The sequence below is a fragment of the Chromobacterium vaccinii genome (assembly GCF_000971335.1).
Lineage (GTDB): Bacteria > Pseudomonadota > Gammaproteobacteria > Burkholderiales > Chromobacteriaceae > Chromobacterium > Chromobacterium vaccinii.
This window is the reverse complement of record NZ_JZJL01000009.1, coordinates 56226-80457: the sequence shown is the minus strand read 5'-3', so window position 1 is coordinate 80457 and position 24232 is coordinate 56226. Positions and strand designations below refer to the sequence as shown.

The 24232-nt window shown below is 65.3% G+C and carries 22 protein-coding genes and 1 pseudogene; 15 read left to right on the top strand and 8 right to left on the bottom strand.

Annotated elements, in window-relative coordinates:
* Positions 1–14: 14 nt before the first annotated feature.
* The 5 genes from VL52_RS06635 to VL52_RS06615 are packed head-to-tail and all read right to left on the bottom strand — an operon-like array spanning position 15 to position 5228.
* Positions 15–1679, bottom strand: a complete 1665-nt coding sequence (locus VL52_RS06635; protein ID WP_082113659.1) for a polysaccharide biosynthesis/export family protein — start codon at positions 1677–1679, stop codon at positions 15–17.
* A 4-nt stretch (positions 1680–1683) separates the two neighbouring features.
* Positions 1684–2859, bottom strand: coding sequence for a KpsE/RkpR family capsule polysaccharide export protein (locus VL52_RS06630; protein ID WP_200895964.1), 1176 nt, complete (start codon positions 2857–2859; stop codon positions 1684–1686).
* The gene (locus VL52_RS06625; RefSeq protein WP_046156297.1) at positions 2843–3514 is read right to left on the bottom strand and encodes an ABC transporter ATP-binding protein; all 672 of its coding nucleotides are present in this window, start codon (positions 3512–3514) and stop codon (positions 2843–2845) included. Before VL52_RS06625 ends, VL52_RS06630 begins: the two co-directional genes overlap by 17 nt.
* Complete coding sequence (locus VL52_RS06620) at positions 3511–4263, bottom strand: ABC transporter permease (RefSeq protein WP_046156326.1); 753 nt, start codon at positions 4261–4263, stop codon at positions 3511–3513. Before VL52_RS06620 ends, VL52_RS06625 begins: the two co-directional genes overlap by 4 nt.
* Positions 4264–4286: 23 nt before the next feature.
* Positions 4287–5228: a KpsF/GutQ family sugar-phosphate isomerase gene (locus VL52_RS06615; protein WP_046156296.1), complete on the bottom strand. Its 942-nt coding sequence runs from the start codon at positions 5226–5228 to the stop codon at positions 4287–4289.
* 353 nt (positions 5229–5581) lie between these two features.
* Here VL52_RS06615 and VL52_RS24420 point away from each other — a divergent pair, with 353 nt between their 5' ends.
* The 4 genes from VL52_RS24420 (at position 5582) to yedA (ending at position 8140) form a co-directional block, all read left to right on the top strand.
* The gene (locus VL52_RS24420; protein ID WP_144410175.1) at positions 5582–5800 is read left to right on the top strand and encodes a hypothetical protein; all 219 of its coding nucleotides are present in this window, start codon (positions 5582–5584) and stop codon (positions 5798–5800) included.
* A gap of 135 nt (positions 5801–5935) precedes the next feature.
* On the top strand, positions 5936–6517 hold the full coding sequence (tsaC, locus tag VL52_RS06610) for an L-threonylcarbamoyladenylate synthase type 1 TsaC (RefSeq protein ID WP_186338496.1): 582 nt from the start codon (positions 5936–5938) through the stop codon (positions 6515–6517).
* Between the two features lie 26 nt (positions 6518–6543).
* Positions 6544–7212, top strand: coding sequence for a protein TolQ (gene tolQ, locus VL52_RS06605; protein ID WP_021475840.1), 669 nt, complete (start codon positions 6544–6546; stop codon positions 7210–7212).
* A 61-nt stretch (positions 7213–7273) separates the two neighbouring features.
* Entirely contained in the window at positions 7274–8140 is an 867-nt protein-coding gene (gene yedA, locus VL52_RS06600; RefSeq protein ID WP_046156295.1) for a drug/metabolite exporter YedA, read from the top strand.
* Between the two features lie 130 nt (positions 8141–8270).
* Here the strand turns inward: yedA and VL52_RS06595 are convergent, their stop codons facing one another.
* A complete protein-coding gene (locus tag VL52_RS06595) occupies positions 8271–9401 on the bottom strand; it encodes a lytic polysaccharide monooxygenase (protein WP_046156294.1) in 1131 nt (376 codons plus the stop codon).
* Positions 9402–9886: 485 nt separating this feature from the next.
* Here VL52_RS06595 and VL52_RS06590 point away from each other — a divergent pair, with 485 nt between their 5' ends.
* The 6 genes from VL52_RS06590 (at position 9887) to gap (ending at position 18320) form a co-directional block, all read left to right on the top strand.
* A complete protein-coding gene (locus tag VL52_RS06590) occupies positions 9887–10621 on the top strand; it encodes a GntR family transcriptional regulator (RefSeq protein WP_021475838.1) in 735 nt (244 codons plus the stop codon).
* A complete protein-coding gene (gene nagA, locus VL52_RS06585; protein ID WP_046156293.1) occupies positions 10618–11739 on the top strand; it encodes an N-acetylglucosamine-6-phosphate deacetylase in 1122 nt (373 codons plus the stop codon). Before VL52_RS06590 ends, nagA begins: the two co-directional genes overlap by 4 nt.
* Positions 11720–12742 carry an SIS domain-containing protein gene (locus tag VL52_RS06580; RefSeq protein ID WP_235429223.1) on the top strand — a complete coding sequence of 341 codons (1023 nt, stop codon included), beginning with the start codon at positions 11720–11722 and terminating at the stop codon, positions 12740–12742. Before nagA ends, VL52_RS06580 begins: the two co-directional genes overlap by 20 nt.
* A gap of 89 nt (positions 12743–12831) precedes the next feature.
* Positions 12832–15327: a phosphoenolpyruvate--protein phosphotransferase gene (gene ptsP / locus VL52_RS06575; RefSeq protein ID WP_046156291.1), complete on the top strand. Its 2496-nt coding sequence runs from the start codon at positions 12832–12834 to the stop codon at positions 15325–15327.
* A 76-nt stretch (positions 15328–15403) separates the two neighbouring features.
* Positions 15404–17092 (top strand): N-acetylglucosamine-specific PTS transporter subunit IIBC, encoded by a 1689-nt coding sequence (gene nagE, locus VL52_RS06570; RefSeq protein ID WP_082113658.1) that lies wholly within the window; start codon positions 15404–15406, stop codon positions 17090–17092.
* Positions 17093–17321: 229 nt separating this feature from the next.
* The gene (gene gap / locus VL52_RS06565; protein WP_046156290.1) at positions 17322–18320 is read left to right on the top strand and encodes a type I glyceraldehyde-3-phosphate dehydrogenase; all 999 of its coding nucleotides are present in this window, start codon (positions 17322–17324) and stop codon (positions 18318–18320) included.
* A 67-nt stretch (positions 18321–18387) separates the two neighbouring features.
* Here the strand turns inward: gap and VL52_RS06560 are convergent, their stop codons facing one another.
* Complete coding sequence (locus VL52_RS06560) at positions 18388–18831, bottom strand: Lrp/AsnC family transcriptional regulator (RefSeq protein ID WP_046156289.1); 444 nt, start codon at positions 18829–18831, stop codon at positions 18388–18390.
* Between the two features lie 420 nt (positions 18832–19251).
* Between VL52_RS06560 and phoB the strand changes: the two genes are divergently transcribed.
* The 3 genes from phoB to tal all read left to right on the top strand — a co-directional run bounded on the left by phoB (position 19252) and on the right by tal (position 22404).
* Positions 19252–19941: a phosphate regulon transcriptional regulator PhoB gene (phoB, locus tag VL52_RS06555; RefSeq protein WP_021475523.1), complete on the top strand. Its 690-nt coding sequence runs from the start codon at positions 19252–19254 to the stop codon at positions 19939–19941.
* Positions 19941–21248 (top strand): phosphate regulon sensor histidine kinase PhoR, encoded by a 1308-nt coding sequence (phoR, locus tag VL52_RS06550; RefSeq protein ID WP_021475524.1) that lies wholly within the window; start codon positions 19941–19943, stop codon positions 21246–21248. Before phoB ends, phoR begins: the two co-directional genes overlap by 1 nt.
* Positions 21249–21342: 94 nt before the next feature.
* On the top strand, positions 21343–22404 hold the full coding sequence (gene tal / locus VL52_RS06545; protein WP_046156288.1) for a transaldolase: 1062 nt from the start codon (positions 21343–21345) through the stop codon (positions 22402–22404).
* Positions 22405–22485: 81 nt separating this feature from the next.
* Here tal and VL52_RS06540 read toward each other — a convergent pair whose 3' ends face one another.
* Positions 22486–23016, bottom strand: coding sequence for a hemerythrin domain-containing protein (locus VL52_RS06540; RefSeq protein WP_046156287.1), 531 nt, complete (start codon positions 23014–23016; stop codon positions 22486–22488).
* Between the two features lie 196 nt (positions 23017–23212).
* On the opposite strand from VL52_RS06540, the pseudogene VL52_RS25315 reads away from it, so the two are divergent.
* Positions 23213–23629, top strand: a pseudogene (locus tag VL52_RS25315) (GNAT family N-acetyltransferase); the annotation flags it as partial.
* Between the two features lie 57 nt (positions 23630–23686).
* Entirely contained in the window at positions 23687–24232 is a 546-nt protein-coding gene (gene ampD / locus VL52_RS25310) for a 1,6-anhydro-N-acetylmuramyl-L-alanine amidase AmpD (RefSeq protein ID WP_260799326.1), read from the top strand.

Here is a 24232-nt window from a genome sequence, read left to right as displayed (position 1 = left end):
TGATTTTCTTTCATTTATAGATCAAGAATAACTTTGGCCGCTACTGCAATTTGATAAAGAATTTGAGTAATCCCACGGGTGACCTCGATGTTTTTGCTGTCTATCTTGGGTATCACCATCACTTCGTCGCCGGCTGCGACTTTGGCGCGTTCGCTGACGGGCAGCGCCTCGCCGTTCTGTTTCATGAGAACCAGGCGGGATTTGTCGGCGCTCTGGCTGTAACCGCCCACTTGTTCCACGTAGTCGCCCACGTTCAGACTCGACTGCCAGCTGACGGCATTGGGGAACAGCACATCGCCATGGACCATGACCACGCTGGTTTTTTCCGGTATCCGGATCACGTCGCCGTCTTCCAGCAGGGTGGTTTGCAGGGTTTTTTCGTTCAGCACGACCTGGCCCTTGGGCTCGACTTTGCCGGCCTTGGCGACGAAGCGCTCAATCAGCTCGGCTTCGCGGGTGCGCAGCTCGGACTCCTCCTTGGTGGAGGAGCGGGCGGAAAAGGCGGTTTCTTGGAGTTTTTGCAGGGACAGGGCCAGCATGGCTTTCTGGCGTTCGGCCACCGACTTGCGGAACAACTGGATAGAGTCGGTTTGCGACATGCTGTTGGAGCGGACTTTGGCCAATATGTCAGCCATCGTCGCGCCATAGGGCAGCACGATGGCGTGCTCGCCGGAATGCGCCCCTTCCACGCGGACCTGGATCGTTCCGGCATAGCGATCGGCAGTCACGGTCAGCTGATCGCCGTCATTCAGCGTGACGCTGCCGGCGCCGGCGAGAGGGTAGTATTCGCTGGTTTTTGCGCTGCCTTGCCGTCGAGTGATGCTGATATGGGTGGCGCCGGGCTTGGGGCGCGCCATGGCCAGCGCGTCATGGACGCTGATCTGGTTCTTGCCGAATTCGAAGTCGTTGGCGTTGTACACCTCGCCGTTGACGGCGAAGGTGTGCTGGCGCGGGCCGACGATGATTACGTCGCCATCGGAAAATTGCACCAGATCCAGTTTGCCATTCAGCAGGAAGTCATAAAGGTTCAGATGCTTACGAAGGGCGTCGCCGCGGCGGATCGAGATGTCGACATAGCTGCCGCGCTCGGCGTCCACGCCGCCGGCTTTGTCCAGGTAGCTCAGCACGCTGTCGGCCGCGATCCCGCCATACAGGCCGGGTTGCTTGACGAAGCCGGTGACGAAGACTTTCACCGGTTGGGCGATGTCCAGCGAGGCGTAGGCATGGACATTGGCCTTGTATACGCGGCGCACATGATTGGAGAGGACCGTGTTGAGTTCGCCGTTGCGCACGCCGGACACGGTGACGGGACCGATATTGGGGACGAAGATATTGCCTTGCGGATCGACGGCCAGCTGGCCCTCGTACATGAAGGCGCCCCACAGGCGCAAGGAGATGCGGTCGCCGATGCTGATCTGATAGTCGGGGTTGAAGCCGATGCCGGCGCTGTGACGGAAGGCGCCGCCGAACAGCTGCGAGCCGAACATGCGGCTGGGCGCTTGCACCGGGACTTGCGGTTCCGCGGCCGCCTGCGGCGCGGCGGGCTGGGGCGTGGTCGACGCGCTTTTGATCGCGGCTACGGTGGCGGCATCGGGCGCGGCCGGGCTGCCCATGGGCGTGCCTGGCAGGGCGAAGACCGAGCTGGAGGCAAACAACAGGATGAGGGGTGTCAGGCGCATTGTTTTAAATTTTGTGATCTTCAATGATGGACAGCGTCAGGCGCACGGTGCCGTACAGCAAGCCGCAAAGCAGCAGCAGCGAGCCCAGCACGTAGAGCCTGCGGGGGTATTCCGCTTCTTCCGGCAGTTGGGGGGCGCTGATCACGGCCAGGCTTTTGAGTTTGTGCGCGGAAGCGACTTTGGATTTTTCCAGCGCGGTGAGCGCCAGCTTGTACAGGTCGGTGCGGAACTCCGCATAAGCGCGTATTTCCTGGAACTGCGCGGTCTTGCGGTTCAGCTTGTCGTCATCGGGCGAGACCAGTTTGGACTTCTCGCGGGCGACCTGGGTTGTCAACGCATCCAGCGCGTTGCGGGCGGCGATGACTTGCGGCGAGTCGCTTTGCAGATAGCTTTGCAGATTGCGCAGCTCCGCTTCCAGTTGTGCCTGTTTGCCCTCTAATTCCGCCACCAGTTGTCCGGTGGCCTGCGCCTGGGCGTGCGGGTCGATCAGGCCGTGGCGGTTCTGATAGCTCAATAACTGTTCGCGAGCCCGGCTGAGTTCGCGGTAGGCGTAGTCCACTTCCTTTTGGGCGAAGGCCATGTCTTCGCGGCTGATCTTGTGCGACAGCTCATTGATGAAGCGCTCGCTTTCGGCCAGGATGGCCTGGTTGAGCTGTTGAGAAAACCGCGATGTGAATCCCTGGCTGCGGATGACCAGCAACGCGGTTTTCTCATCGAACTGCACGTCGACGCGTCCGCGATAGTAATTCAGGAACTCCTCGCGGGTAGCGTTGGCCGGCAGGCGATAAAACCAGTCCCAGCCGGCGGGCTCGGCGAAGGCCTGCTTCAGGTTCAGCGTCTTGTCCAGCCGCGCCAGCATGTCCGGTGAGTGGATGTATTGCTGCAGCAGCATGGCGTCTTCGCGCAGGGTGGAGGCGTTGCCGCCCAGCAGGAAGCCCAGGTCAAGGCTGCCTCCCCGATCGTCCGATCCGCGCTTGACGATGACGCGCGACTCGCTGACATAGCGATCATGCGCGATGGTGGCGAAGTAGAGGCCGGTCAACAACAGCGGAAGGGCGATCAGCAGCAGCGCCAACTTGTCGCGGCTGGCGCGTCGCAGCCAGCCTTGCAGCCACAAGGATGAGGGGAGGATGGATGCGCCATCGGCCTGGGATCCTGGATTTTCAAACCACTTGAACATCTTCTTCTTTCTTATAGGCCTCGATGGCCTCGTCGATCTGGTTGTAGTAGCGCACGCCTTCCCGGCCCAGCAGCAGGGCGGCGTCGCAGAGGCGCTGAATCTCGGCCATGCTGTGCGACACCATCAAAAACTGGCTTTGCCGGCGCTTTCCCTCCATCAGGCGGGCGCTTTTGGCTTTAAAGCTGGCATCGCCTACCGCAGTGACTTCATCGATCAGGTAGTAGTCGAAGTCGAACGCCATGGACAAGCCAAATCCCAGCCGGGACTTCATTCCTGAGGAATAGGTCTTGATCGGCATGTCGAAATGCTTGCCCAGTTCCGCAAAGGTTTCGACAAAAGCCACCTTTTCCGGCAGCTCATGCTTGTCGGCGTAGAGCCTGGCGACGAACTTGACGTTTTCGCGGCCGGTCATGCTGCCTTGGAAGCCGCTGGACAAACCTACCGGCCAGGAGACTGTGCGGTCGGTATGCACCGAACCGCAGTCTGGCCGGTCCATGCCGCCCAAGATGCGCAGCAGCGTGGATTTGCCGGCGCCGTTGCGGCCGATGAGGCCCACGCTGACGCCGGATGGGATGTCCACCGTCAGGTTTTTGAATACGTAGTGCCGTCCTGCCGGAGTGCGATAGGACTTGCTGAGATTGCGGATCTGGATCATGAGCGCAGGATGGCCGGTTCGCGGGCCTTGTAAAGCAGTAGTCCAATGAATAGGGAAACCAGCGCGCACAGCCATAAATAGCTCAGGCTGATGTCGTACAGCGGATAGCTGGGCGAAACGGCATGGCGCATCAGCTCGAAGGCGTGCAGCAAAGGATTCCAGTCCACCAGATAGCGAAACTCGGGCGGAAACACATGCAGTGAAAACATCACGCCGCTGGCGAAATACAGTGGGCGGAGCAGTAGCGGCAAAATCTTGTCCGCGGCCTTGAAGGCATGTCCCAGCACCATGAAGGCGAACCCCAGCCCTTGCGATAGCAGCGCCAGGGCCAGCCAGATCGAAAGCAGCATGGGGAGATTGTCGATGCGCATCGGCTCGCCCAGCAGCCACAGCCCCGCCAGCAACGCCGCGAAGCAACCGCCTTGGATCAGGCACTCCAGCAATGAGCGCGCCAATACGGCATCCACTGGATGAACCGGGCGATAGCTGAACAGCCCACGGTTGGCCTCGATGGCGTTGAGCGAACGGGTGGCGATGTTGGAAAACAGAGAGTAGGGGACGATGCCGCATACGAAAAAGACCGGGAACGAAATGTCCGGCATCACGCGATGCAACAGGAAACCCATGATCGCCAGCATCACCATCATCTGCAGGACGGGCTCCAGCAGCGCCCACAGATAGCCCAGCCGGTATTCGCCGAAGCGGGTCTTGAGTTCTCTCAGGAACAGCGCATGCACGGAGTTGCGCATCACGCTCCAGCCATTGCGCGCCGTCACAGGTCGAAATACTTGACGATGCCGGCCGGGCGGTTCTGCGGGTCCACCGCGATCAAGGAGGTGATCTTGCGTTTCAGCATCAGCTCTTCAGCATCCGCGAACATCGCATCGCAGGGAATGGTCAATGGCGTGGGCGTCATCAGCTGGCGGGCGCTCAGCGTGCCGGGCGCGTCGCTGCGCTCCATGCCGCGGCGCAGGTCGCCGTCGGTGATGATCCCCAGCAGGCTACCATCGTCGTCCAGCACTACGGTCAGGCCCAGGCAGCCCTTGGTCATGTGGTTGACCACTTGCTTGAAATCGTCGCCGGGATGATTGCTGGGGACTGTCGGCGTCATCACGTCGCGGACGCGGGTCAGCAATTTTCTGCCCAGAGAGCCGCCGGGGTGGAAGCGGGCGAAGTCGGTGGGCTGGAACTGGCGCAGTTCCATCAAGGCCACGGCCAGCGCGTCGCCCATCACCAGCGTCAGGGTAGTCGACGTGGTGGGAGCAAGATTATGGGGGCAGGCTTCGCGCTCGATCGGGACCAGCAAGACGCAGTCCGCCTCGCGGGCCAGCGTCGAATCGCTTCCGCCGGTGATGGCCAATACCGGCGCGCCGATGTGTTTCAGGTAAGGCAGCAGGCGCAGCACTTCCTCGGTCTCGCCGCTGTTGGACAGCAGCAGCACGCTGTCCTGCGGGCTGATCATGCCCAGGTCGCCATGGAAGGCCTCGCCGGGGTGGACGAAGAAGCTGGAGGTGCCGGTGGACGCGAAAGTGGCGGCGATCTTGCGGCCGATGATGCCGGATTTGCCCATGCCGCAGACGATCAGTTTGCCTTGCGTGGCGTGAATCAGCTCCACCGCATGGTTGAAGTCGTCCGACAGTCTGTCCGCCTGAGTCTGGAGCGCTCGGGCCTGCTCCGCGAAGACTGCCGATCCTGTGTGCGCATGCTGGGTCATGGTTATTGTTTAAAGTGCGTGCTTGGTATCAAAATTGTATCGGAATGTATAATTCTGCCATGACTGAGAACGTTTGTTGCAGTTTTTTTAAAAAATCATCGTTTTCATTTCGTTTGCAATATGATTTTCGGGCATTTAAATCCAATCAATGACAAATGGCTGTTCTTTTTGTAACAAAATAGAATGTGTACAGACTCTAGCGGAATTTCGAGATTTCAATGGCAGGAACGGGATTTGCCGCGTATTTATGAAAATTTGATGCGGCGCGCCGCTGTTTCTGCGGGAATTTGACACCCCGGCCGCTACAGTTCGCTTGAGAGTGCATCCATACCTCAATCCTGGAGCGAGCCATCATGTCCGCACTGACTACTGAACACGGCCTGCCGGCTGATCCGGAGCCTGGAAGTCGCAGCCGGCTATTGCGTTTCCTGACCCATGAAAAGCGCTGCTGGCGCCGACTGGCTTATTGGTTGAAGCAGTTCAACTTGGATGCCGGCGTGCCTGCGCGTTGCTATGCCTGGCGCGCCGCGCCGGAAGATCCTCCTGAAGACCACGAGCACCTGCTGCTCTGACGCGTGTCCGATGCCGACGCGCGCCGCGTCGCCGCTTCGGCATCCTCCACCCGTTTTTCCTCGCATTTCCGCCTGTGTTTTTGCGCCGTTGCCGCTACAATGGCTGCTTCCTGTTTCCATCTAGCTTGATCAATCATGAAGTCCGGTTCCGGTCCTTTGCCGCGCCTGCCTGGCAGCCGTTTGCAGCAACGGACCCGCAAGCAGCTGCGCGATGGCGGCGTGATCGCCTATTCCACTGAATCCTGCTACGGTTTGGGTTGCCGTCCGCTCGACACCCGCGCGATACGCCGCGTGCTGGCGATCAAGGCGCGGCCCAACCACAAGGGGCTGATCGTCATCGCCGCCGATTTCGAGCAGATCCGCCACCTGGTCAAACCGCTGTCCGCCGCGCAGCGCGCGGAACTGGCGCGCTATTGGCCCGGTCCATATACCTTTTTGCTGCCGGCGTCGCGGCGGGTGCCGCCGGCCTTGCGCGGCCGGCACCACAAGATCGCGGTGCGGGTCACCGCGCACGGCGAGGCGGCGGCGCTGTGCCGTCGGCTTGGCACGGCGCTGGTGTCCACTTCGGCCAACCGGGCCGGGCAGAAATCGCTGAAGACGGCGCGAGCCTGTCGAATGGCTTTCAAGGACAAGGTGCTGACGCTGCCGGGCCGCATCGGCAAGCGGCGCAAGCCATCGACCATCATCGATCTGGAGAGCGGCCGCGTATTGCGCTAGGCCGCGTGTGAACTGAGGAATAAAACGTGCAACAGATTTCTTTTATCAGCCTGATCCTGAACGCCAGCCTGCTGGTGCAACTGGTGATGGCGGGCCTGGCGCTGACGTCGCTGCTGTCCTGGGCGCTGATCTTCAACAAGATCTCGGTGCTGCGCTCGGCCAAGCGCCACAGCGAGGAGTTCGAGCGCAATTTCTGGAGCGGCGCCGATCTGAACCGCCTGTATGAAGACGTGTGCCGCCGCAGCGACACCGCCGGCATGGAGCGCATCTTCCAGTCCGGCTTCGCCGAGTTCCTGAAGCAGCGCGGCCGCAGCGGCGCCGAGCTGTCCGACATCATGGATGGTTCCCGCCGCGCGATGCGGGCGGCGGCGCAGCGGGAGCTGGACACGCTGGACAGCCATACCTCCTTCCTGGCCACCGTCGGCTCGGTCAGCCCCTACATCGGCCTGTTCGGCACCGTGTGGGGCATCATGCACGCCTTCATCGGGCTGGGGAACGCCGGCCAGGCCACGCTGAGCACCGTGGCCCCGGGCATCGCCGAGGCGCTGGTGGCCACCGCCATCGGCCTGTTCGCTGCGATTCCGGCGGTGGTGGCCTACAACCGCTTCGCCACCGACGTCGACCGCCTAGCCACCCGCTTCGACACCTATATGGAAGAGTTTTCCAACATCCTGCAGCGGTTGGCGACGCGTTAAGACGCTTGCCGTTTCGGCTTGCATACGGCATGGTTTCGGTTCGGAATTTACGGACTGAACCATGCCTTTTTCACGCCTCGCGCCGCTGACGCTGGCCGCCTTCCTCGCCCTCTACCTGGTCTGGGGCTCCACCTATCTAGTCATCCGCATCGGGGTCGAATCCTGGCCGCCGCTGCTGATGGCCGGCATCCGCTTCCTGTTGGCCGGCAGCCTGGTGCTGATCTATCTCGCGTGGAAGAGGACGCCGTGGCCGAGTGCGCGCCAACTGGGCGGCGCGGCCCTGCTGGGCGTGCTGATGCCGGCGATAGGCAACGGCCTGGTGACGGTGGCCGAGCGAGAGGTGTCGTCGGGCGTGGCCGCGCTGGTGATCGCGACGGTGCCGCTGTTCACGCTGCTGTTCGCCCGCTTGTTCGGCCACCAGTCGCGGCCGCTGGAGTGGGCCGGCATGGCGCTGGGCGTGGCCGGCATCGCGCTGTTGAACCTGGGTTCCAGCCTTAGCGCCAGCCCGCGCGGCGCGGCGCTGCTGATCCTGGCCTCGGCCGGCTGGGCGCTGGGTTCGGCCTGGAGCAAGAAGCTGCCGCAGCCGGCGGGCGCGATGGGCAGCGCCTGGACCATGATTTTCGGCGGCCTGGCCCTGGTCGCGTCCAGCTTCGCCGTCGGCGAGCGCCTGGCCGCCTGGCCCGGCGTCGAAGGCTGGGCCGCGCTGCTGTACTTGACGGTGTTCGGTTCGATGATTGCCTACAGCGCCTACCTGTATCTGTTGAAAACGGTGTCGGCGGCGGCGGCCACCAGCTACGCCTACGTCAATCCGGTGATCGCGGTGCTGTTGGGCGCGGTGTTCCTCGGCGAGCATGTCGGCGCGCACGAGATGCTGGCGATGGTGGTGATCGTCACCGCGGTGGTGTTGATCAGCTGGCGGCGTTCATGAGGCGGCCGGTCTCTCCTGCATGCATGTCGGGGCGGTAGGGACGTCCAGCCTGTAGCGGGACCACTACCTTGCCAATCAAGCAAAAAAACGCCGCTCCCGGGAGCGGCGTTTTTCATAGCGGGCGCTGAGCTCAGATCGGCTGCCACAGCGTGGGCTGGGTGGATGGCGTCCAGCCGGCGCCGGCCCAGGCAGTGTGCGGCTGCAGGCAACGGTACTGGCGGCCCTGGTAGCTGACCACCTGGCTCTGCGCGTATTTGACGCCTTCCTTCCAGGCGTTGGCTGCGGATGGGGGAGTGCCGGCATCGCCTTTCTTCAGGTCGATCGCGAAGCCGTAGCCCTTGTAGCTGTCGTTCAGATAGACGCGATTGGCCGTGGCGTCTTTCACCGGGACGATGGAAACCGCGCGCTGCTGCGACTTCATCACGCCGATGCGGATGAACGGCGAGGCGGCGTTCACCTTCTGCGCCAACTCGTACGGCCAATTCGCGATCTGGCCGCTGACGGCGTTCAGCGCCACCGTGTGTTTTTCGGCGTCGCGGCCCTGGCTGTCGAACACGCGCAGCGTGGCGCTGCTGCCGGCCGGCAGATTCTCCCGCGCGGCGGCGTTGCCGATTTCTTTCCACGGATTGGCCGCCGGCGGCGCGGCGTCGCCGCCGAAATTGACGTCGGAGCAGGAATAGAACGCTTCCTCGCTGTCGGAGCGTTTCCAGACGTTGAAGATGATGTGGGGGCCAGTCTTGCCTTGCGGCAGCTTCAGCGTCATGTGGTAACGCTTGCTGGCATCCTGCGTCGGATTGCCGTTGATGGTGCCGAACGGCTCCAGATCCGACCATTTCAGCGCTTGCTTCGGATTCCAGCCGTTCTTGGTCACATAGAACTTGAAGTACTTGGTGGCGTGCGGCGCGGTGGCTTTATAGATGAATTCGAAGTTGCCGCTGGCGTCCGGCACGATGCTGGTGGCGCGCCAATCGTCGCGGGCCAGATTGAAGCCTTTGAATTCGGCCTTGCCGCCGCCGCACAGCGTGCCGTCGGGCACCATCGCCTGGTGGTTGTCGCCCTGCGGGTTCTGGTTGACGCCGTTCCAGTCGTACATCGCCTGGGTGCCGCCCACTTGTTTGGCGGCCTGGCAGGCAGAGGACTTCGGCGCTTCCGGGCCTTCCAGAAAGCAGCTGTAGACGCGGTTGATCGGGATTTCCATCGCGCCATGGGCCCACAGCGGGCGCTCAGGCAGCTCAGGGTCAGCGCGGCGGGAAGATGCCAATGCAGTTTCATGCGGACTCCTTGTCTGGTAGTGGTATGTCAGCGCATCGTCATCAGCCAGGGCGTTCGGCGTCCTTGAATCGGATAAATGATTTAAAATGTGATCATCATATTAAATGTAAGTTTATTAATTGGTATTAGTGCCAATTCTCATGCGCCGAGGCGCAATTTCTGATTCTTGCAAAGATCGTCTGGCATTTGACCTGCCCGATTGGTCGTCGGGCGGCGCGTCCTGCGCCAGCCATCTCACGCTTCCTTGTTGTCGCGGTTCTTTCTGATTTCTCCTGATCGCCCGGTTTTGTCGTTTTGTTGCCATGCGCGATGCGCGAAGGGGGCTTGGCTTGATAATTGGTATTGACGTGGTATTAATGTGGTATTACCGTGCGAGCTGTAATGGAACGGTTACGCGGCAAGCTGTCCCGCGTTGGGATACCGGCGCGGCTTGACTGGGCTTACACTGCGGTTTTCAGACCACTTCAGACGACCATGGAAAACCGCTGGCAAGCATTGAAACCGGATGAAAACCTGAGCACGCCGCTGTATCTGCAGCTGTCGCGCAAGCTGGCCGACGCGATCAACGCCGGCTGGTGGCAAGCGGACGAGGCGCTGCCGTCGGAGCGGACGTTTTCGGAAGAGCTGGGCATTTCGCGGGTGACCGCGCGCAAGGCGATGGACGTGCTGCTGGAGCAGGGCATGATCCGCCGGCGCCAGGGGTCGGGCACCTTCATCACGCCCAGGCTGGAGCAGCCGCTGTCGCGGCTGACCGGCTTCACCGAGCAGCTGAGGCTGCGCGGTTTTGTGCCTTCGTCGGTGTGGCTGGAGCGCGGCGTGTTTCCGCCCAGCAACGAGGAGGTGATCAAACTGGGGCTGTCGCCGACCTCGATGGTGGCGCGGCTCAAGCGCCAGCGCCTCGCCGACGGCGTGGTGATGGCGATTGAAATGAGTACGATGCCGGTCGCGTACCTGCCCGATCCGCAGGCGGTGGGCACTTCGCTGTATGCCCATTTGGACGCGGCGGGCCATTCGGTGGTGCGGGCCTTGCAGCATATCCGGGCGGTGAACGCCTCCGGCGACGTGGCCCAGCTTGCGGGCATCCGCCCCGGCGAGGCGATGCTGCTGATCACCCGGATCGGCTTCAACGCCGACAACGTGGCGATCGAGCTGACCGACACCTATTGCCGCAACGATTATTACGATTTCGTAGCTGAACTGAAACGATGACTGAAACGCAGACCTTGCAGGGCCGCATCCTGACCGCCTCCGGCTGGATGGACGGCGCCGTGCGCCTGGCGGCCGACGGCCGCATCGCAGAGATAGACGCCCGCCTGGCGTCGGGCCGCCAGCCCGAACGCTACATCCTGCCGGGCTTCATCGACCTGCACGTGCACGGCGGCGGCGGCGTGGACATCATGGAGGGCGGCGACGCCGTCTCCCATGTCGCCCGGCTGCACGCGCGCTTCGGCACCACCTCCTTGCTCGCCACCACCATGACCGCGCCGCCGGAGGAAATCTCCCGCGTGCTGGCGGACATCGGCCGCTGCAGCAAGGAGCGCGCGCCGGCGGGCAGCCGCGTGCTCGGCGTGCACCTGGAAGGTCCGTACATCAACCCCGGCAAGCTGGGCGCCCAGCCCGACGACGCCTGCCGGGCGGCGATGGCGCAGATAAACGGCTACCGCGCGCTGGCGCCGATCTCGCTGATCACCTTGGCGCCGGAAATCCCGGGCCACCTCGACATCATCCGCGAACTCAGCGAACAGGGCGTCCGGATGCAGATGGGCCATACCCTCGGCAGCTATGAGGAGGCGGTGGCCGCGCTGGAGCAGGGCGCGTCCGGCTTCACCCATCTTTTCAACGCCATGACCGGCCTGCATCACCGCCAGCCGGGCGTGGTCGGCGCGGCGCTGGCCCATGCCGAGTACGCCGAGCTGATTCCCGATCTGCTCCACGTCCATCCCGGCGCCATCCGCACCGCGCTGCGCGCCATTCCGCGCCTCTATTGCGTCACCGACTCCACCGCCGCCGCCGGCATGCCGGACGGCGAGTACAAGCTGGGCTCCCATTCGGTCACCAAGTGCATGGGCGGGGTCAGGCTGGCCGACGGCACGTTGGCCGGCAGCACGCTGACCATGGACCAGGCGCTGCGCAATCTGGTGAAGATCGGCCTGCCGCTGGCCGACGCCTCCAACCGCCTGTCGCTGTACCCGGCCGATTACCTGGGCCTGGCCGACCGCGGCCGGCTGGCAGCCGGCGCCTGGGCCGACATCGCGGTGATGGACGCCGAACTGAATCTGCAGCAAGTCTACATTGAGGGAGAAGAGATTGGCCTCGTTGATGCTTGAGGAAGCGCTGTATTCCGCCGAAGCGGTGGCGGCGCAACATATGTACGCCGATGAAGGGCTGGCCGCGCTGGGGCGCGAGCTGGGCCGCATCAGCCCGCGGCTGGCGCTGACCGTCGCCCGCGGCAGTTCCGACCACGCCGCCAGCTACTTCGCCTACCTGGTGATGCAGCGTCTGGGCATTCCGGTGGTGTCGCTGCCGATGTCGCTGGTCACTCTGCACCAGTCGCCGCTGGCGGTGGACGGCCAGCTGGCCGTCGCGCTGTCGCAATCCGGCCAGAGCCCGGACCTGGTGGACACCATGAAGGCCCTGTCCGCCGCCGGCGCCCACACCGTGGCGCTGGTCAACAAGCAGCAATCGCCGCTGGCCGAGTCCTGCGACTGGGCGGTGCCGCTCTGCGCCGGCGAGGAAAAGAGCGTCGCCGCCACCAAGAGCTATATCGCTTCGCTGTCCGCCGTCGCCCGCCTGGTCGCCCACTGGCAGGCCGACGAGAAGCTGCTGTCCGCGCTGGCCAACCTGCCGCAGAGCCTGCAGGACGCCGCCGGACTGGACTGGTCGGCCGCGATCGAGGTGCTGAAGCCGGCAGAACGCATCATGGTGGTCGGCCGCGGCCTGGGCTTCGCGGTGGCGCTGGAGGCGGCGCTGAAGTTCAAGGAAACCTGCGCGATCCAGGCCGAGGCCTTCTCCGGTGCCGAGATCAAGCATGGCCCGATGGCGCTGATCGACGACGGCTACCCGCTGCTGGTGTTCGCGCCGCGCGGCCCGGAGCAGCAGGGCCTGATCGATCTGGCCGAGGAAATGCGCGGCCGCGGCGCGCGCGTGCTGCTGGCCGCGCCGGACAATGTGGCCAGCCGCGACCTGACGCTGGCGGTGGCCGACGATGAGGCGCTGGATCCGCTGCTGGCGATCCAGAGCTTCTATCTGATGGCGGCGCGCCTGTCCGAGGCGCGCGGCCTGAATCCGGATCTGCCGCGCCACCTGTCCAAGGTGACCCGCACCCGTTGACCGGATGAGCAGACAGGCGGCGCAGACCGCCGTGGCGGCCGCGGCGACGCGGCCCGCCGACAACAGAATCGACAGAATAAGGACGCTCGATGACCACAACGCTCGAACTGCTGGCCCCGTTTTCCGGGCCGGCGATCGCGCTCGACCGCGTGCCCGATCCGGTATTCGCCGGGCGGATGATGGGGGATGGCCTGGCCATCGACCCGCTGTCGCCGACGCTGCTGGCGCCCTGTAGCGGCGCGGTGGCCCAGTTGGCCCGCACCGGCCACGCGCTGACCATCGCCGCCGACAACGGCGCCGAAGTGCTGATCCATATCGGCATCGATACCGTCAAGCTGGAAGGCCGCGGCTTCCGTCCGTTGGTCGCCGTCGGCGACCGCGTGCAAGCCGGCCAGCCGCTGATCGAGGTGGACCTGGACGCGGTGGCGCGCCAGGCGCCGTCGCTGCAGACCATGGTGGTCATCGCCAATTCCGACCAATTCAGTTTTCCCCGCCGTGCCGAAGGCCTGCTTGAAGCCGGCCGTTCGCACTTCCTGATCCTGGCGGCTCGCGAGGCTGTCTCCCCTTGCGAGTCCGCCGGCGGCCCGGAGCGCCGCGGCGAGGCTACGGTGCGCCACGAGGGCGGCCTGCACGCGCGGCCGTCGGCCTTGGTGCAGCAGGCGGCCAAGCGGCACGCCGCCGAGGTGTCCATCGAATTGTCCGGCAAGCGGGCCAACGCCCGCAGCGTGGTGGCGCTGATGGGCCTGGGCGTGGCGGAGGGCGACCGCGTCGCGGTCATCGTCAGCGGCCATGACGCCGACGCGGCGCTGGCCGCCGTGATCGAGGCATTGCAAACCCGCAGCGAAGCCGGCCATGCCGCCGCGGCGCCGGCTCAGGCCCGCGAACCGGTCGCCGGCTATCTCGCCGGCGTAGCCGCCGCGCCGGGCCTGGCGATCGGCCGCGTGGTCAGGCTGGACGCTTTCGAGATGCCGCTGCCGGAGCAGGGCGGGGGTATCGCGGAAGAGCGGGCCGCCCTGACGTCGGCGCTGGCCCGGGTGCGCGGCGCGATCTCGTCCGGCATCGACGTGGCTTTGCGCCGCGGCGCCACCGCCGAGAGCGACATCTTCGCCGCCCATCTGGCCTTGCTCGACGATCCCGAGCTGCTGTCAGCGGCCGAGGCCGACATCGATGCCGGCCGCGGCGCCGGCTTCGGTTTCCGCCGCGCGGTGCGCGCCCAGTGCGCGATCCTGGCCGGACTGGGCAATCAGTTGCTGGCCGAACGGGTGGCCGATCTGAAAGACATCGAGCGCCAGGTGCTGGTGGCGCTGTACGGCGAGCCGGAGCAGGGGCCGGAGCTGTTCGACGCCTCCATCCTGGCGGCCGAGGACTTGGCGCCGTCCGAGCTGACCCGCCTGCCGCGCGGCAAGGTGGCCGGCATCGTCACCGCCGCCGGCGGGGCCAGCGGCCATGTCGCCATCCTGGCGCGGGCGCTGGGCATTCCGGCGCTGGTGGCCTGCGGGCCGTCGGCGCTGGCGCTGGAACAGGGGCAGACCCTGGTGCTGGACGCGCGCGCCGGCCTGGCCAATCCGCAGCCGAGCGCGGCCGATCTGGCCGCCGCCCGCGCCGAGATCGACAAGCTGGAGGCGAAGCGGCGCGCGATGCAGGCGTCGGCCAACGCGCCGGCCATCACTGTCGACGGCGTGGCGATCGAAGTGGCGGTCAACATCGCCAACGCCGACGACGCGCGCGAGGGCGTCGCCCACGGCGCCGACGCGGTGGGGCTGCTGCGCACCGAATTCCTGTTCATCGACCGCCGCGACGCGCCGACCGAGGCCGAGCAGACCGAGGCCTACCAGGCGGTGCTGGACGCGCTGGACGGCCGCAACGCCATCATCCGCACGCTGGACGTGGGCGGCGACAAAGAGGTGCCCTACCTGCAACTGCCGCCGGAGCCGAATCCGGCGCTGGGCCTCAGGGGCATCCGCACCGGCTTCGCCTATCCGGACATGCTGGACACCCAGCTGCGCGCCTTGCTGGCGGTGAAGCCGCTGTCGCGGCTGCGCATCCTGGTGCCGATGATCGCCGACGTCGGCGAGCTGATCCGGCTGCGCGAGCGCATCGAGCAGCTGGCCGGCGCAATGAATCTGGCCGAGCGGCCGCAGCTGGGCGTGATGGTGGAAGTGCCGTCGGCGGCGCTGCTGGCCGATCAACTGGCCAGGCACGCCGACTTCCTCTCCATCGGCAGCAACGACCTGACCCAGTACACGCTGGCGATGGACCGCTGCAACGCCACGCTGGCCTCGCGCATCGATTCGATGCATCCCGGCCTGCTGCGCCTGATCGCCATCACGGTGGAAGGCGCCAAGAAGCATGGCAAGTGGGTGGGCGTCTGCGGCGCGATGGCGTCGGATCCGCAGGCGGTGCCGGTGCTGATCGGGCTGGGCGTCGCCGAGCTGTCGGTCAGCCCGCGGCTGGTGCCGGAGGTGAAGAGCCTGGTGCGCGGCCTGTCGCGCCGGCATTGCGAGGAAGAGGCGCTGAGGCTGTTGGCGCTTGGGTCGCCGCAGGCGGTGCGCGGCAGGGTGACGGAACTGTGGCCCGGCGTGTGACGGCGGGCATCGGTGCGAAGTGCTGGCGAGCCGCCATCGGACAAGACGGCACCAGAATTAACCTGGGAGATATGTTGTGAGTACTCTTAACAAGTTTGCCGGCATCCAGCAGCTGGGGCGCGCCCTGATGCTGCCGATCGCCGTGCTGCCGGTGGCCGGCCTGCTGCTGAGGCTGGGCCAGCCCGACCTCTTGGACATCAAGATCATGGCCCAGGCGGGCGACGCCATCTTCGGCAACCTGGCGCTGATCTTCGCCATCGGCGTGGCGGTGGGTTTCGCCAAGGACAACAACGGCACGTCCGGCCTGGCCGGCGCCATCGGCTTCCTGGTGCTGACCGCGGTGCTGAAGGTGATCGACGACAAGATCAATATGGGCGTGCTGTCCGGCATTCTGTCGGGCCTGATCGCCGGCTATCTGTACAACCGCTACAAGGACATCAAGCTGCCCAGCTACCTGGCCTTCTTCGGCGGCAAGCGCTTCGTCCCCATCGTCACCGGCTTCTCCATGCTGATCCTGGGCGCGGTGCTCGGCTACATCTGGCCGCCGATCCAGCACGGCATCGACAGCGTCGGCAAATGGCTGATCGGCGCGGGCGAGATCGGCGTGTTCTTCTACGGCGTGCTCAACCGCATCCTGATCGTCACCGGCCTGCACCACATCCTCAATACCATGGTCTGGTTCCAGGTGGGCGATTTCACCAATGCCGCCGGCAAGCTGGTGCACGGAGACCTGACCCGCTTTTTCGCCGGCGACAAGACCGCGGGCATGTTCATGTCCGGCTTCTTCCCGGTGATGATGTTCGGCCTGCCGGCCGCCTGCCTGGCGATGTACCGCACCGCCAAGCCGGAAAACCGCGCGGCCGTCGGCGGCCTGCTGTTTTCGATGGCGTTGACCGCGATGCTGACCGGCGTCACCGAGCCGGTGGAATTCGCCTTCATGTTCCTGGCGCCGGCGCTGTACGCGATCCATGCGGTGCTGACCGGCCTGGCGATGGCCATCATGCAGACGCTGGACGTCAAGCTGGGCTTCGGCTTCTCCGCCGGCCTGTTCGACTATTTGCTGAACTTCGGCCTGGCCACCAAGCCCTTGCTGCTGCTGCCGGTGGGCGCGGCCTACTTCATCGTTTACTACGGCCTGTTCGTGTTCTTCATCCGCAAGTTCGACCTGAAAACCCCCGGCCGCGAGGACGTGATGGTGGCCGTGGCTGAAGTCGGCGCCGGCACCGGCCGCGCGCGCGCCTTCATCGACGCGCTGGGCGGCGCCGCCAACCTGAAATCGGTGGACGCCTGCACCACCCGCCTGCGCCTGCAGGTGGCCAGCAACGACAAGGTCAACGAAGCGGCGCTGAAGGCGCTGGGCTCGCGCGGCCTGATCAAGCCGGCCGCCGGCAGCGTGCAGGTGGTGCTGGGGCCAGAGGCGGATTTGATCGCCGACGAGATCCGCGGCGCGCTGGGCAGCGCCGCCGCGGAACCGCAGGTAGCCGCTCCGGCGGTGGCCGAGTCGCTGGCTTCCGCCGCCGCGGCGGGCGGCGCCAGCATCGACAAGGCGCGCTGGCTGGCGGCGCTGGGCGGCGCCGGCAATGTGCGCAAGATCGAGGCGGTGGCGGGCAGCCGGCTGCGGGTGGAAGTGGCCGACGCCGCGCTGGTGGACCAGGCGGCGCTGCTGCAGCTGGGCGCCAGCGGCGTCACCGCGGTGTCCGCCAGCCTGCTGCACGTGGTGCTGCGGGCCGACGCCGCGCCGTACGCCGCGGTTTTGCAAGGATGAGGCCGCTAAAATCGCAAACACTTGATGTAGCGTGTTGATTACAAGCGAAAATCAGAGGAAAGTGACAGCGCGGGACCGGAAACGGCCTGCGCTGTTTTCGTTTGGCGGGGTGCGCTGTCCCTGCCCGGCGGCGACGGGCCCCGTCCGCGGAATTCGTATTTTTCGGTGGCGATGTTCACTCCATCGAATCGTTCATTGAGCTGCCACAAGCTGACAAGGAGACTTCATCATGGCTATCAAAGTCGGTATCAACGGTTTCGGTCGTATCGGTCGCATGGTGTTCCGCGCCATCGCCAAGGATTTTCCCGAGCTGGAAGTGGTCGGCATCAACGATCTGCTCGACCCGGAATACCTGGCCTACATGTTGAAGTACGACTCGGTGCACGGCCGCTTCCAGGGCGACGTGAAGGTCGAGGGCGGCAGCCTGGTGGTCAATGGCAAGACCATCCGCCTGACCGCGGAGAAAGACCCGGCCGACCTGAAGTGGAACGAGGTGAGCGCCGAGATCGTCATCGACTGCACCGGCTTCTTCCTGACCAAGGAAGGCTGCCAGAAGCACATCGCCGCCGGCGCCAAGAAAGTGGTGCAGTCCGCGCCGTCCAAGGATGACACCCCGATGTTCGTCTATGGCGTCAACCATGACAAATACGCCGGCGAAACCATCGTTTCCGCCGCTTCCTGCACCACCAACTGTCTGGCTCCGGTGGCCAAGGTGCTGCATGACAACTGGGGCATCAAGCGCGGCCTGATGAGCACCGTGCACGCCGCCACCGCCACCCAGAAGACCGTGGACGGCCCGTCCTCCAAAGACTGGCGCGGCGGCCGCGGCATCCTGGAAAACATCATCCCGTCGTCCACCGGCGCCGCCAAGGCCGTGGGCAAGGTGATTCCGGAGCTGAACAAGAAGCTGACCGGCATGGCCTTCCGCGTGCCGACTTCCGACGTGTCCGTGGTCGACCTGACCGTGGAGCTGGAGAAGGAAGCCGACTACGCCGACATCTGCAAGGCGATGAAGGCCGCCGCCGAAGGCGAACTGAAGGGCGTGCTGGGCTACACCGATGAAAAAGTGGTGTCGACCGACTTCGTCGGCAACACCGCGCCGTCCACCTTCGACGCCGACGCCGGCATCGCGCTGGACAAGACCTTCATCAAGGTGGTGGCCTGGTACGACAACGAGTACGGCTACACCTGCAACATGCTGCGCTTCGTCAAGCACGTGGCAGGTTGAGCCGCGACGCTGTAAGGGAGAGTTGTTCTCTGTTCCGGCCGGCGCCCTAGGGGCCCCGGCCGTTTTTTCATTCGTCTTCGCTCAGCATCGGCATCCTCGGCGGCACCGGCATGTCGATAATGATCGAGGTCTTGGTGTCGCCGAACTGCATCAGCCGCGCGATCAGCGCCTGCAGCGCCGGCATGGTGTCCACCGCCACCCGTATCATCAGGCCGCTGGTGCCGGTGATGGACGCGCACTCGATCACTTCCGGCGTATTGCGGATCTGCTCGATCACCAGGTAGTACTCCAAGTGCTTGACTGTCAATTCGATCAGGCAGGCGATGGGCAGGCCGATCCGGTTGGGATCGATGCGGGCATGGTAGCCGGTGACCACGCCGGACTGCTCCAGCTTGGCCACCCGGTCGGCCACCGCCGGCGCCGACAGGTTTACCCGCCGCGCCAGTTCGGCGAAGCTGATTCTGGCATTTTCGTGCAGCGCAGCGAGGATTTTGCGATCGAATCTGTCCATGTTTCGAATCAAAGGAAATATGACGAAATAAAGATAGATAATAAAGCTAAATGTAGAAAAATCCTATTGTCGAGTGGCCTATGCAGCAGTATAGCTACGTAAAATTCAGCCCGTATCTGGAACAAGCGGCACGTCCCGCCGTTTGCTCCGCTCCAAGATTGGTTGCGGATGAGCGAGTCGCTCGACCCCCTCATTTGAGACTGTCCTGGTGATCTCTTTGTCCCTGGTCTCTTGTCAGATCAATGTTTTTGACGACGACCATTCCGGGTCTGCCTGATAGGCAGGCCCGTTTTTTTTTGGGTCTGGCGCGAGAGGGCGGTTTACGGGAAAATCGCGGCGCGGGAACTTTCCAAGACATGTCATATTAGTGTCATCTGGCGTTTGTATGCTTGCCGCAAAATCAAACCCGAGGATAGCCACATGGCCGCCAACATTCTGCTTGTCGAAGACGAACCGGCGATTCAGGAGCTGATCGCCTTCAACCTGGCCCAGGCCGGCCATCATGTGCTGCGCGCGGGCACCGCCGAGGCGGCGTTGACGCTGGTGAGGAACGCCTTGCCCGACCTGGTGCTGCTGGACTGGATGCTGCCGGGCGCCAGCGGCATCGACGTCGCCAAGCGCCTGCGCGCCGACGAGCGCACCCGCCACATCCCCATCATCATGCTGACCGCCCGCTCCGACGAGCAGGACAAGGTCGCGGGTCTGGAAACCGGCGCCGACGACTACATCACCAAGCCGTTCTCGCCGCGCGAGCTCCTGGCCCGCATCAAGGCCGTGCTGCGCCGCCGCGCGCCGCAGATGACCGACGACGCGGTCGACGTGCAAGGCTTGCGGCTGGACCCGGTGACCCACCGCGTCACCGGCAACGGCAGCGTGATCGAGCTTGGCCCCACCGAATTCCGCCTGCTGCACTTCTTCATGACCCATCCGGAGCGCGTCCACTCCCGCGCCCAGCTGCTGGACCAGGTGTGGGGCGACCACGTCTTCGTCGAGGAGCGCACCGTGGACGTGCACATCCGCCGCCTGCGCAGCGCGCTGGAGGGCACCGAGCACGACAGCCTGATTCAGACCGTGCGCGGCACCGGCTACCGCTTCTCCGTCCAGCAGTAATGCGAGAACTCCTGCAACGCACCGCGCTGTGGCTGGCGGCCATCCTGATCGTCAGCGCCGGTTTCTGGGCGCTGTCGTCGGCGACCGACGCGCTGCTGGTGCTGGCCATCTCGCTGGGCGGCTGGCTGGCTTTCAACCTCTACCACATCGCGCTGCTGCTGCGCTGGCTGCGCCATCCGGTGCCCGAGCGGGTGCCGGACGGCTTCGGCGTCTGGCACTCGGTGTTCATGATCCTCTACCGCACCATGCGCAACCAGAGCCAGAGCAAGAAGAAGCTGACCCACGCGCTGGAGCGCTTCATCAACGCCGGCGAGGCGATGCCGGACGGCGTGGTGGTGCTGGACGAGCACGACCGCATCGAATGGGTGAACCCGATGGCGGTGGAGCATCTGGGCCTGGACCGCAAGCGCGACGTCGGCAACCAGATCCTCAACCTGATCCGCCAGCCGGCCTTCCATACCTATATGAAGAACGCCAGCTTCAGCCAGCCGCTGACGCTGAGCTTCAGCCAGCCGCGCGAACTGGTGATCTCGCTGCAGCTGGTGCCGTTCGATTCCACCCGCAAGCTGCTGTTGACCCGCGACATCACCCAGCTGGAGCGGGTGCAGACCGTGCACCGCGATTTCGTCGCCAACGTTTCGCATGAGCTGCGCACGCCGCTGACCGTGGTCGGCGGCTTCCTGGAAACGCTGAACGACATGCCGGAAGTGGACGAGCGCACGCTGCGCCAGTTCCTGCCGATGATGATGGAGCAGTCGCGGCGGATGCAGAGCCTGGTGGAAGACCTGCTGGCGCTGTCCCGGCTGGAGAACAGCCCGAAGGCCGTCAGCTCCGAGCACGTGGACATGCAGATGATGCTGGACACGCTGATGGTGGAGGCCGAGGGGCTGTCCCAGGGGCGGCACCAGGTCAAGCTGGCGCGCTGCTGCGACGCCGGCCTGTGGGGCAGCGGGCAGGAGCTGCATTCGGCGTTCGGCAATCTGGTGTCCAACGCGGTGCGCTACACGCCGGAGGGCGGCAGCATCACCCTGTCCTGGCAGGATGAGGGCGAGCAGCTGCGTTTTTCCGTCGCCGACACCGGCATCGGCATTCCGCGCGAGCACATCCCGCGGCTGACCGAGCGCTTCTACCGCGTCGACCGCGGCCGCTCGCGCGGCAGCGGCGGCACCGGGCTTGGCCTCGCCATCGTCAAGCACGTGCTGGCCCGCCACCACGCCCGGCTGGAAATCAAGAGCGAGCCGGACAAGGGCAGCACGTTCAGCGCGGTGTTCCCGCGCGAGCGCCGCAACGACAGCCAGGCCGCCTGAGCCAGCGCAAATCGCCGCGCCTCTCCTCTTGGCGCGGCGGCGTTGCCGGGGTAGGATGGATTCTTTATCTCAAGCAATACCCGGACGCCTCACCATGAATCGTTTGCAAGCCATCCGTCCCTTCGGCCAGCGCATCTGGCTGGACAACCTGTCCCGTGAACTGATCGCCTCCGGCGAACTGGCCCGCCTGCTGGCCGACGACGGCATCGCCGGCGTGACCTCCAATCCGGCCATTTTTTACAAGGCGATCAGCGGCGACGCGAGCTATCAGGGCGAACTGGCCGTTCTGAAGCAGAACGCCGCCCTGTCCGCCGAGGCCCGCTACGAGAAGCTGGTGGTGGCCGACATCCAGGCGGCCTGCGACCTGCTGCTGCCGCAGTACGAAGCCAGCCAGGGCAACGACGGCTACGTCAGCCTGGAAGTGTCGCCCGAGCTGTCGCGCGACGAGGCCGGCACCCTGGCCGCCGCGCGCCGCCTATGGGCCGAGATCGGCCGCGCCAACGCGATGATCAAGATCCCGGCGACCGCCGAGGGCGTCCGCGCGTTCCAGACGCTGACCCGCGAAGGCGTCAACGTCAACATCACGCTGCTGTTCTCGCTGCCGCAGGTGGAAGCGGTCTGGGACGCCTACATCGCCGGCCTGTCCGCTCGTCTGGCCGACGGCCAGCCGGTGGCCGGCGTCAAGGCCGTGGCCAGCTTCTTCCTGTCGCGCGTCGACAGCCTGCTGGATCCGCAAGTGGCCGAGCCGCATCAGGGCAAGGTGGCGATCGCGCTGTCCAAGGCCGCGTACGCCCGCTACCTGGAGCGCTTCCACGGCGAGGAGTTCGCCAAGCTGCGCGCCGCCGGCGCCCGCCCGCAATTCCTGCTGTGGGCGTCCACCGGCACCAAGAACCCGGCTTACCGCGACGTGCTGTACGTGGAGAGCCTGATCGGCGACGAAACCGTCAACACCGTGCCGGACGCGACCATGGCCGCCTTCCGCGACCACGGCGACGCCGCGCTGACGCTGCCGCAGGGCATGGACGAGGCCAAGGCGCTGCTGGCCGCGGTGGAAGCCGCCGGCATCGACTTGGCCGCGGTCGGCGAGAAGCTGCAGCAGGACGGTTTGAAGCTGTTCGAGGACGCTTTCTCCCAGTTGCTGAAGCTGACCGCCTGAGCGGACCGCCGAGTCAAAGGGTGAAGACAGCGACGGGCTGCCGGCGGAAGCGGGCAGCCCGTTTCGCTTGCAGAGGCGGGCTCAGCCGGCCTGGCGGCGCCTGGCCATATTGGCGCCGGCCTGGCGCAGCTCTTCGGCGCTGAGCGCGCCGGCGGCGGCGGGAAACAGCCATTCCTCCTCGGCGGCCGCGTGCTCGCGGTACTGGCGGGCGAATTCCTGCAGCTCGGTCCTGCTGATCTGGCGGATGCGCCCGTCGCGCAGCGCGACCAGGTCGTCGCGGATGGCGTTCCAGCAGGAGTGCAGGTAGCCGTGCTCGGCGGATAGCTGCTCCAGCCGCGAGGCGGCGGTGGGGAGGCGTTCTTCGAGCAGGGGAAACAGCTCTTCCTCTTCGTCGGTATGATGGGCGGGGCCGGCGACGTCGAAATAGCGGACCACGTCGTCTATGGTGTTGCGCGCGGCGTCGTCGACGCCGTGCTCCTCGATATAGGGCGGCAGCTTGTCCAGTTGATCGCAGAAACGGCGGATCTTGTCGTGACAGGCCTGCAGCATTTCCAGCGGTTGTTCGAAGCTGGGCGCGGCGGCGGCTTTGCCCAAGGTGTCGAGTGTGAGCATGAAGATGGTCTCCTGCGTGGGTTCTGGCATGATTGTGCCGCCATGCCAGGGCCGTGGACATGATGCGCCTCAAGCGGTGAGCGACGCTTTTCCACCCGCGCGACGCGCGACGCAAGTTCTTGATACCGCTTTGCGCGATGGAACACAAGCCGGAATTGTACGAGATGATCCGATCCGAAGATGACGGAGAGATGAAATGGAGTTGCCGTTCGAAGTGACGGAATTGGCCCGCGGCGACGCGGCGCTGGCGCGGCGGGCCCTGCGGCTGCAGCTGGACGCGCACCGGCTGGAGGTGGAGTGGCTGAATTATCCGGCCCTGCCCGTGATGTGGCCGGACCTGGCGGCGTTGCATTCTTGCCGGGACCGCATTCTGGCCGCCTTCGAAGGGAATGAGCTGCGCGGCCTGCTGGTGACGTCCCGCGGTTCCGATGGCGGCATGCACATCGAACGCACGGTGGTGGACCCGGCGCATTTGCAGCAGGGCTGGGGCTATCGGCTGCTGAACCGCGCGCTGCAGGGCGAGGACCGCGTCAGCGTGGATACCGCCGAGGTCAACCAGGCGGCCATCGCGCTGTACCACAAGGCCGGTTTCGTGCTGGAGCAGCGCTGGAACACCACCGACGGGCTGGCGCTGTGGCGGCTGGTCTACCGGCCGTCCGCCGCGCCGGCGCTGGCGCTGGGCGCGGACGGCTGGATGCAGGGCGCCCAGCAGCTGCCGTCGCCGAACTGCGACGAACGCAGCCCGGGCTGCGCGCCGGAGCTGCTGGTGATCCACAATATCAGCCTGCCGCCTTACCGTTACGGCGGGGCCGGCGTCGAGCAGCTGTTCTCCAACCGGCTGGATCCGGACGAGCACCCCTATTACCAGGGCGTGCACCAACTGCGGGTGTCGTCGCATTTCTTCATCCGGCGCGACGGCCACCTGCTGCAGTTCGTGCCGGTGGGCAAGCGCGCCTGGCATGCCGGCGTCTCCAGCTGGCGGGGACGCGAGAAGTGCAATGACTTCTCCATCGGCGTGGAGATGGAGGGCTGCGATTTCGAGCCTTTCAGCGAGGCGCAGTACCGCACGCTGGCGGCGCTGTCGCGCGAGCTGCGGCGCGGGCTGCCGCTGTCCGCCATCGCCGGCCACGAGCATATCGCGCCGGGGCGCAAGACCGACCCCGGCCCCTGGTTCGACTGGCGCCGCGCCCAGGACGACAGCGGGCTGGGGTTCTGA